Origin of the sequence: Longimicrobium sp. (assembly GCA_036389795.1) — a bacterium.
In the GTDB taxonomy this organism is placed as follows: Bacteria; Gemmatimonadota; Gemmatimonadetes; order Longimicrobiales; family Longimicrobiaceae; genus Longimicrobium.
The window spans coordinates 1-8,391 of record DASVWD010000238.1 but is presented as its reverse complement, the minus strand read 5'-3'; the positions used below and the strand labels follow the sequence as shown (position 1 = coordinate 8,391).

The 8,391-nt window shown below is 72.0% G+C and carries 11 protein-coding genes; 2 read left to right on the top strand and 9 right to left on the bottom strand.

What is annotated here, in order from left to right; translation table 11 throughout:
• Positions 1–236: 236 nt before the first annotated feature.
• Positions 237–665, bottom strand: a complete 429-nt coding sequence (locus VF746_28015) for a response regulator (protein ID HEX8696297.1) — start codon at positions 663–665, stop codon at positions 237–239.
• Between the two features lie 101 nt (positions 666–766).
• Here VF746_28015 and VF746_28010 point away from each other — a divergent pair, with 101 nt between their 5' ends.
• Positions 767–1,612 (top strand): lysophospholipid acyltransferase family protein, encoded by an 846-nt coding sequence (locus VF746_28010; protein HEX8696296.1) that lies wholly within the window; start codon positions 767–769, stop codon positions 1,610–1,612.
• Here VF746_28010 and VF746_28005 read toward each other — a convergent pair.
• The 8 genes from VF746_28005 to VF746_27970 all read right to left on the bottom strand — a co-directional run bounded on the left by VF746_28005 (position 1,528) and on the right by VF746_27970 (position 8,051).
• Positions 1,528–2,607: a PRC-barrel domain-containing protein gene (locus tag VF746_28005; protein ID HEX8696295.1), complete on the bottom strand. Its 1,080-nt coding sequence runs from the start codon at positions 2,605–2,607 to the stop codon at positions 1,528–1,530. The two genes, VF746_28010 and VF746_28005, sit on opposite strands and share 85 nt — an antisense overlap.
• A 74-nt stretch (positions 2,608–2,681) precedes the next feature.
• Positions 2,682–3,515 carry a LysM peptidoglycan-binding domain-containing protein gene (locus tag VF746_28000; GenBank protein ID HEX8696294.1) on the bottom strand — a complete coding sequence of 278 codons (834 nt, stop codon included), beginning with the start codon at positions 3,513–3,515 and terminating at the stop codon, positions 2,682–2,684.
• Positions 3,512–4,189 (bottom strand): DedA family protein, encoded by a 678-nt coding sequence (locus VF746_27995; protein HEX8696293.1) that lies wholly within the window; start codon positions 4,187–4,189, stop codon positions 3,512–3,514. Before VF746_27995 ends, VF746_28000 begins: the two co-directional genes overlap by 4 nt.
• 304 nt (positions 4,190–4,493) lie before the next feature.
• Positions 4,494–5,222 carry a nucleotidyltransferase family protein gene (locus VF746_27990; GenBank protein HEX8696292.1) on the bottom strand — a complete coding sequence of 243 codons (729 nt, stop codon included), beginning with the start codon at positions 5,220–5,222 and terminating at the stop codon, positions 4,494–4,496.
• A 125-nt stretch (positions 5,223–5,347) separates the two neighbouring features.
• Entirely contained in the window at positions 5,348–6,871 is a 1,524-nt protein-coding gene (locus tag VF746_27985; protein ID HEX8696291.1) for an RNase adapter RapZ, read from the bottom strand.
• Positions 6,872–7,000: 129 nt separating this feature from the next.
• Positions 7,001–7,297 carry a type II toxin-antitoxin system RelE/ParE family toxin gene (locus tag VF746_27980; GenBank protein ID HEX8696290.1) on the bottom strand — a complete coding sequence of 99 codons (297 nt, stop codon included), beginning with the start codon at positions 7,295–7,297 and terminating at the stop codon, positions 7,001–7,003.
• Positions 7,294–7,605, bottom strand: a complete 312-nt coding sequence (locus tag VF746_27975; GenBank protein HEX8696289.1) for a hypothetical protein — start codon at positions 7,603–7,605, stop codon at positions 7,294–7,296. The genes VF746_27980 and VF746_27975 overlap by 4 nt, the downstream gene beginning before the upstream one ends.
• A gap of 101 nt (positions 7,606–7,706) precedes the next feature.
• Positions 7,707–8,051, bottom strand: coding sequence for a hypothetical protein (locus tag VF746_27970; GenBank protein HEX8696288.1), 345 nt, complete (start codon positions 8,049–8,051; stop codon positions 7,707–7,709).
• Between the two features lie 138 nt (positions 8,052–8,189).
• Here VF746_27970 and VF746_27965 point away from each other — a divergent pair.
• Positions 8,190–8,391 (top strand): hypothetical protein (locus tag VF746_27965; GenBank protein ID HEX8696287.1); only part of this gene is annotated, 202 nt, incomplete at its 3' end.

Here is an 8,391-nt window from a genome sequence, read left to right as displayed (position 1 = left end):
CCGCAGCACCGATCCGAATTTCACACCTCAGTTGGGCGGCGCCCGAGGAATCTACTCACCCCGCCCGGACGCTGGCTCCGTGCATCGGTCCGGCCTCCTGCCGGCCGCGGGTAGATTCCTCGGGAGCCCGGCCGACTTCGGTGGCGAACGCGAGATCAGCGCATCGGGCTCCACTCGGAATGACAGCTTCCAATGCACGGCGAATCTCGAAAGACGGTATGAGAGCCTTCGCCCGACTACCCGGGCTCGCCGATCACGACGGCGACGGCGGCGGCCACCTCGGCGGGGACGCACGGCTTCACCAGCCAGTCGCGGATGGAGAGCGGCGGGTCGTCCATGCGGCCGCGGGCGAAGGCGTCGGCGGTGACCACGATGATGGGGATGGCCTCGGTGGCCGGGTCGTCGGCCAGGGCGCGCGCCACCGTGTCGCCGCCCACGGTGGGCATGTGGAGGTCCAGCAGGATCACGTGCGGCCGGTGCGCGCGGGCCGCCTCGAAGCCCTCGTCGCCCTGGTAGGCGGAGATCACCTCGTAGCCCAGGTGCGCCAGCAGCACCCCGCACGTCTGGTGCTGGTCCGGGTCGTCGTCCACCAGCAGGACGCGCTTGCGGCCGGCGGCGGCGAGCGCCGGGCCGGCCCCGGAGATTCCATCGTCGTTCGAACGCATGTTTCCAAGACCCCCGCCCGCCCGAAAGCGTTGGCGTCCGGCGCTCCACCCTCCCCCTCCCAGTTGCCCGCTGTCCCCTGTTCCCTGTACCCTGTCCCCTGATGTTCTACCTGCGCCTGCTCGCCGCCGGGGCCGCCTTCGCGGCCGTGACCCTCTGGGGACTCGTGGTCGCGCTCTTCCGCCGCGACCGCGCCGGCGTGGCGTACGCCTACGCGCGGTGGGTGGCGCGCTGGGTGGCGCCGCCGCTGGGGCTCAGGGCGCGCGTGATGGGCGAGGAGCGGCTCTCCGCCTACCGGCCGTGCATTTTCGTCTGCAACCACCAGAGCCTGCTGGACGTGCCGGCGCTGGCGCGCTGCTTCAAGCCCGGCTCGGTGATCATCGCCAAGAAGGAGGTCGCGAGCGTCCCCCTCTTCGGCTGGCTGTACGACGCCACGGGGCAGATCCGCATCGACCGCAAGAACTCGCAGCAGGCGGTGGGGCGGCTGCGCGAGGCCGAGGAGGCGATCCGCGCGCGGGGGGTGGGGGTGTGGATCTTCCCCGAGGGGACGCGGGGGAAGGAGCCGGGGGTGATGCTCCCGTTCAAGAAGGGGGCGTTCGTGATGGCGGTGAACACCGGCGCGCCGCTGGTGCCGGTCGTCGTCTCCCCGCTCAAGCCGAAGTCCGACATCCACGCCCGCCGCCTGGAGCCGCAGGAGGTGGAGGTCCGCGTGCTGGAGCCGATCCCCGCCGGCGGGCTCGGCGACGCGGACCTCCCCGCGCTGATGGCCGAAGCGCGGCGCCGGATGTACGCCGCGCTCGCCGAGATGTCGGGGGACCGCGGGATCGCCCCCCCGCCCGAGGCCCTGGAGGCGCTCGCCGCCGCTCAGCGCTCCGGCGGCGGCCGGTCGTCCACGATGATCGGCGGCCGCTCGCCCGGAGAGGGGGGAGGCGGGGGCGGAGGCGCGTAGCCCTCGCCCGCAGACCCCCAGACGGGCGGACGCTCGCCCGGCGGGGGCGGAGGCGGCGCGGACTCGTCGACGATCGGCGCCGGCGGCGGAGGGGGCGGGGGTGCCGGGGGCCGCTCGTCGAACTCGGCCGAGCGCGCGCCCGGGCCGATCGGCGGGACCGGGCCCCGCTCCGCGAAGCCGCCGGAGGGCGGCGGGGGCGGCGGCGCGGCGCCCTGCGGCGGGAGCAGCGCCGTCTCGTCCCCGGCGGGCGGGGGGTAGGTCTGCAGGCGGAAGATCTGGACGGCGGCCTCCTCCAGCAGCGGGTCCACGGCGCCGCCGGTGTACGCCGGGAGCCGGGCGATCTCGCGCGAGGTGGCGTTGGTGATCCAGGCGTCCTCGCTGCGCTCGCGCAGGTCCACCGCCTCCAGCGGGATCAGCACGTGGCGGTCGTCGCTGAGCGCGAACAGGTCGTCGGCCAGGTCCACGTCCAGGTAGCGGATCTTCATGGCCGCCGGGTCCACCAGCATCTCGGTGACCACGCCCACCTTCTCGTTGTCGCTGGCGTAGACGGTCCAGCCGCGCAGGTTGGGCGCCCCCTTGGCCAGGCGGAAGTCCTTCGCCTCCTTCAGCGGGACGATGTTGGGGCCCTCGGCGGGGATCGGCGGCGGGGGCGGGCCCGCGGTGCGGTAGTAGCGCGGGTACGCCAGCGACAGCTCCTCCAGCACCGCCTCGGAGAGCGGCACGTCGGGGTCGTACGGCGGCAGCCCGGTCACCTCGGGGTCGGTCCACCCCAGCGAGAGCGACCCCTCGCCCCAGTCCAGCGCCTCCACCGGGAGGAGGACGGCCTTCTTGCGGAAGACGCCGCGGTTCACGGCCAGGTAGCGCACCCGCCCCTGGCGGTCGATCAGGAGGTCCGACACGGTCCCGATGTTGGCGCCGTCCCTCCCCGTCACCGCCCACCCCACGAAGTCGCGCGTGCGGAGCACCTCCGCGCGCGGCGCGCCCGTCTCGCTCATGGCCTCCCCCCGGGTTCCGGTTCCGACTCCCCTTCCCTGTCCCGACTCCGCCGCAAGGCCGCGGCGGGCGTGCGTCACCGCGGCTGGGCGCGCGGGATCACCAGCGTCTGCCCCACGCGCACGCGGTCGCCCTCCAGGTTGTTGGCCGCCTTGAGCGCGTCCACCGTCACCCCGTAGCGCCGCGCGATCCCGTACAGCGTCTCCCCCTGCGCCACCGTGTGCGTCCGCCGCCCCGCAGGCTGCGCCGGCGGCTGCGTCGGCCGGGCCGGCTCCGCGCGGCCGCCCGACGGGGCGGGGCGCTCTCCCGGCTCGTCCGCGCGCCGGGCCGGCTGCTGGGCGGGGACGCGCGCGCGGGCGGGGAGCCGCAGCACGGTGCCGATCTCCAGGCGCTCCCAGTCGACGTCGGGGTTCACCGCGCGCAGCTGCGCCGTGGTGACGCCGTAGCGCCGCGCGATCCCGAAGAACGTCTCCCCCTCGGCCACGGTGTGCGTCCGCGTGCTGACCGCCGGGGGGTTGCCGCGGCCCCTCCCGCGCCGCGGCGGCTCTGCCTCCGCGTCCCGCCCGGGGTTCGCCGCCGCCTCCAGCGAGTCGATCGCCACCACGGGGGGAGGCGCGGCGGTGTCGGCCGAGGCGGCGCGGCGGCGCGCCCGCACGCTGTCGGCGGAGAGCCACACCACCTCGCGCGCGGGCGCGTGCGCGGCCACCCGGCCGCTGCTGCGCACCGAGAACGGCCGCTCCCAGCGCGGGTTGCGGCGGCTGGACGCGCCGTCGGTGCCGGGCGTCGTATCGGAGCCCCCGTCGTGGGGCACGACCACGATGGTGTCGCGCGGCGGCGGGTTCTGCGCCGCCAGGCGGACGGGCGCCGCGAGCGCGGCGGCCACGACGAGCCCCGCGGGCACGCGCCTCACGGCCGCACCGGCGCTTCCGGCGTCGGCGCGCGCCGCCGCTCGCGGCGCGCCTTCAGGACCTCGATCACCGCCGGGAGCACGGAGAGGAGGATGATGGCGATCACCACCAGCCCGAAGTTGTCCTTCACGAACGGGATGTTGCCGAAGAAGTAGCCGCCCCACAGGAAGAGCGTGATCCACAGGAGCGAGCCCGCGATGCTGAAGCCCAGGAAGCGGCGGTAGGGCATGGCCCCGGCGCCCGCCACGAACGGCGCGTAGGTGCGCACGATGGGGACGAAGCGCGCCAGGATGACGGTCTTGCCGCCGTACCTGGCGTAGAAGTGCTCGGTGCGGCGCAGGTACTCGATCTTCAGGATGCGCGCGTCGGGCTTGAAGATGCGGCGCCCGAAGTGGTGCCCCGCCCAGTAGTTGGCGTTGTCGCCCAGGAACACGGCCGCCAGCAGGAGCGGGTAGAGGTACAGCACGTTCAGCCCCGACTCCGGCAGCGCCGCCAGCGAGCCGGCCGCGAAGAGGAGCGAGTCGCCGGGGAGGAAGGGCGTCACCACCAGCCCCGTCTCGCAGAAGAGGATCCCGGCCAGGATGCCGTGCGTCCACGCGCCGTACTCGCTGGTCAGCTCGGCGAGGTGCGTGTCGAGGTGCAGGACGTAGTCGAGCAGCGAGCGGATGAAGTCCATTCCCAGGCCGCGGAGCGTGAGTTCAGCGGTCGGGGAAGACCTTCTCCCCCGCACGGCAATCGGTCCGGAAGACTATCGGTTGCCCCTCGCAGGTTCAAGGCCGGAGCGCCGTTGCGGGCGGGTGAGCCCGCGGCGGCAAACGCGAAAAGCCCGCCTGCGCGGGCTCGTTCGGCGCGGAAGCAGGGGTCGGCTCGCGTCACCAGCGCCGCCGGTCGAGGCATGCCTCGACCCTGCGGCCGGGCTCGTCGCGGTTCCGTACCTCGTACCCCGTACTCCGTACCAGCGCACTCCCGCACTCCCGCACTCACGCACTCTCCAGCTCCCCCACCCGCCGCCGCGCCTCCTCGAGCTGCGCCGGGCTGCCGATGTCGATCCAGCGGCAGGCGTCCACGCGGAAGGGGAGGATCGTCTCGCCCGCGCCGGCCAGGCGCAGGTAGGGGTCCAGGATGGAGAAGGCGCCCCGCTCGGTGAGCAGGCCGAAGATGCGCGGCGAGATCACGTGCACCCCGCCGAACGCCAGCCTGCGCACCTCGCCCTCCGGCGCGCGCGCCCGCAGGTCGAGCCCCTTCTTCTCGTCGGTGCGCCCCAGCAGCCCGCGGTCGTCGAAGAGGACGTGCCGGCTCGTCTCGCGCTCCATCACGGCCAGCGTGGCGAGCGCGCCCGAGCGCAGGTGCGCGTCGTACATCTCCCGGAGCGGGAGGTCGGTGAGGATGTCGGCGTTGTGGAGGAAGAAGGGAGCGTCCCCGCGGAAGAGCGGCTCGGCCAGGACCAGCGCGCCCCCCGTCTCCAGCGGCGCGTCGCCCGGCTCCGCCGAGACCACGCAGTCGACCCCGAAGCCGCCGCGCTCCTCCAGGAAGCGCTCGATCTGGTCGCCCAGGTGGTGGACGTTGACGATCAGCCGGTCGGCCCCGGCGGCGATCAGGCGCCGCGCCGCGCGCTCCAGCATCGGCACCCCGCCCACCTCGATCAGCGCCTTGGGAATCCGGTCGGTGAGCGGGCGCAGCCGCGTCCCCAGCCCCGCCGCCAGCAGCATCGCGTCCACGCCGGCCTATCCCGAACGGGGCAGGCGACGCGAGCCGGACCCGCCTCCACGCCGAACGAGCCCGCGCAAGCGGGCTTTTCGCCGTTGTTGCCGCGGGTTCACCCGCCCCTTGGACCTCACGCCCGCGCCGCGCCCGCGGTGGCGGCCGTGGCCGCGGCCACGGGCTCCGCGGCGGCCTCGGGGGCTTCGGCCGGCCTGGCGGGCCAGCGCGCCTCCTCGCGGTGGGTGACCACCACGTTCACGGAGGGGAACTGCTTGCGCAGGTGCGCGGCCAGGCGGTTGGCGAAGTACACCGAGCGGTGCTGCCCGCCCGTGCACCCGAACCACACCGAGAGCGCCGTGAAGCCGCGCGTGAGGTAGGCGCCCACCTGGTTCTCCACCAGCCCCTTCACGTGCTTCCAGAACTCCTCCACCTGCGGGATCTCTTCCAGGAAGCCGATCACCGGCTCGTCGCACCCGCAGAGGTCCGCGTACTCGGCGTAGCGCCCCGGGTTGTGGATGGCGCGGCAGTCGAACACGAAGCCGCCGCCGTGGCCCGTGCTGTCGTCCGGGTAGCCGTGCTTGTAGCTGAAGCTCCCCGTGTACACGGTGAGGCCCGGGAGCGGCTTGGGCTGCGAGCGCCTGAGGCTGGCCGAGGAGCAGATCCGCTCGAAGACGGCGCGCAGCTCGGGGAGCTCCACGGGGAGGAAGCCCGTCTCCAGGATGCGCTCGATGTTGCGGATGGCCTGCGGCACGCTGGCCAGGAAGCGCGGCTTGCGCTCGTAGAAGCCGCGGTAGCCGTACGCCCCCATCGCCTGCATGATGCGCGCGAGCACGTAGCCGCGGAAGTGCTGGCGGAAGCGCGCCCGGTCCACCCGGGGCAGCAGCGTCTCCAGCGTGTCCAGGTAGTGCTCCAGCAGCTCCTCGCGCAACGCCTCGGGGATGGCCGCCTTGGGGTCGAAGAGCAGCGAGGCCACGTCGTACTGCAGCGCCCCGCGCCGCCCGCCCTGGTAGTCGATGAACCACGGCTCGCCGCCCACCAGCATCACGTTGCGGCTCTGGAAGTCGCGGTAGAGGAAGTGGCGGGTGTCGGCGCCCAGCAGGAAGGTGGCGAAGCGGCGGAAGTCCTTCTCCAGCCGCGCCTCGTTGAAGGGGACGTGGGCCAGCTTGAGGAAGTGGTACTTGAAGTAGTTCAGGTCCCACAGGATCGACTGCCGGTCGAACGCCGCGCGCGGGTACGCCACCGAGTAGTCGACCACCTTGCCGCCCTCCACCTGGAAGCGGGGGAGGATCTCGGCCACGCGCTTGTAGACCGGCACCATCGCGGCGGGGAAGTCGGCGCCCGGGTCTTCCTTGCGCGCCGCGGCCAGCGCGTCGAAGAGGGTGGTCTCGCCCAGGTCCTCTTCCAGGTACGCCCCCGCCTTCTCGTCGACCGCGTAGACCTCGGGCACGGGCAGGCCGATGGAGCGGAAGCTCTCCGTGTACGACAGGAAGGCGCGGTTCTCCTCCCGGTCGGGCCCCACCACGCCGATGGCCGTCTCGTACTGGTCGCCCACCAGCCGGTACATCTGCCGGCTGGAGCCGTCGCCGTCCAGCGGGAGGACGGAGACGGGGCCCTTCCCGAACTTCTGCTTGAAGAGGCGCCGGAAGATCTGCTGCACCACGAACCTCTGTCGAACGTTCGGAAACGAAAACGGGAGCGAAAGATAGCACGCAACGCCGGTGCCGCCAGCAAGACCGCCGCTGGGGCACCGGTCGTTCGGGAGCACCGTGACATCCGGCGTGGACGCTCAGGACTCCAGGGACTGAAAAGAGCTGTGCCGGACGTGAAGGACGTGGACTTCCCGTCCGGCAATGGCGAAGAGAATCCGGTAGTCTCCATGCAGGAGGTGCCGGATCTCCTCTTCCTCATCGTCGCCCTGCGGTGAGAGCCGGCAACGCCGCGGCATCTCGCGCAGCGTGTCGATGGCCTGGTGCAGGCTCAGAAGCCAGCGGTCCGCGTAAGGAGGATAGACCTCGCGGAGGAAGAAGTAGATCTCGCCGATGTCGGCTTCCGCGGATGGCTGGATGATGATCCGGTACTTCACGCAGTACGGCGGCGCTTTTCCGCGCTCTCACGAATCCTCCGGAACGCTTCATCGAGGGGAGTCCCTTCTCCACGCCGCATCGATGCCAGACCGCGCTGCACCCCGAGAGTCGCCTCGGCTTCGTCGAGCCGTTCCAGCAGGCGCCGGTACGCCTCCGCGCTCTGCACCACCACCGCCGCCTTGCCGTTGGTGGTCAATACAGTGGCGCGTCCGGTTTCCAGCAGGCGCTCGATGCGCTCGTGAGGGTCGCGCTCGAAATCGTCGCGAGGAACGAAGTCGAATTCGGAAGGGTGCTCGGGATCGCGCATCAAGCTACTCCGGGGTGAGAGAGACTGCATGGTTACAAGGTGATGACACGGACCGGGAAAAGCAAGAAATGGACTAAACGGACAACGGCCGGCGTATCATATCATACGACTGGCGCTGACTTCTTTGTACCTCGCGAGGTCTCGCCGGTCCTGACGCGGACCCGTATCGCCTCGATCACTTCGCGCGCGGAACGGCCTTCGCCCCGATCGATTGATTCAAAGCCTTCTTGGATCGCGATGATCGTCTCTGCCTGATCAATCCGGTCGAGCAACTCCTGATAGGCACTGGCGCGTTGGACAACGACCTGCGCCTTCGCGTCGACCGACAGAATCGCCGCGCGTCCGGTCTCCTGCAGCCGGCTCAGATGCCCGCGCGGGTCTCGTTCGAAATCGGCGAGCGAATGGAAATCGAACGGCTGCGGATCAAGCTCGTCCCGGTCGGTCATGAGTGCCTCTCCACGAAAGCAGTCGCATAAAATGTACAGAATGGACGCGCCTGTGACAAGATTTGGATTCGTCCGTCGCGCGCGCCGGTGTTATCTTCGCCCCTTCCCGGCCTCCTCACACTCCACCCCTTCCGACCGATGACCGATCGTTACTCGTCACGCCTCCCGGGCTCCGGTTCTCGGAAGCTGATCAGTCTGCTCCCGCTGCTCGCCTTCCTGCTCGGCTGCGGGGGAGACGGAGAGCGCGGCGGCGCGGCGGACGCGCCGGCGTGGCGGGCGGAGCGGGTGGCGACGATCAGCGGGGCGGGAGAGGGGGGCCACGGCGGCGGCGCGGGGGCGG

Excerpts from the sequence above, each read along its gene's own strand:
- VF746_28015 (HEX8696297.1), bottom strand. The coding sequence starts at position 665 with ATGCGTTCGAACGACGATGGAATCTCCGGGGCCGGCCCGGCGCTCGCC.
- VF746_28010 (HEX8696296.1), top strand. The coding sequence starts at position 767 with ATGTTCTACCTGCGCCTGCTCGCCGCCGGGGCCGCCTTCGCGGCCGTG.
- VF746_28005 (HEX8696295.1), bottom strand. The coding sequence starts at position 2,607 with ATGAGCGAGACGGGCGCGCCGCGCGCGGAGGTGCTCCGCACGCGCGAC.
- VF746_27995 (HEX8696293.1), bottom strand. The coding sequence starts at position 4,189 with ATGGACTTCATCCGCTCGCTGCTCGACTACGTCCTGCACCTCGACACG.
- VF746_27990 (HEX8696292.1), bottom strand. The coding sequence starts at position 5,222 with ATGCTGCTGGCGGCGGGGCTGGGGACGCGGCTGCGCCCGCTCACCGAC.
- VF746_27975 (HEX8696289.1), bottom strand. The coding sequence starts at position 7,605 with ATGCGCGATCCCGAGCACCCTTCCGAATTCGACTTCGTTCCTCGCGAC.
- VF746_27970 (HEX8696288.1), bottom strand. The coding sequence starts at position 8,051 with ATGACCGACCGGGACGAGCTTGATCCGCAGCCGTTCGATTTCCATTCG.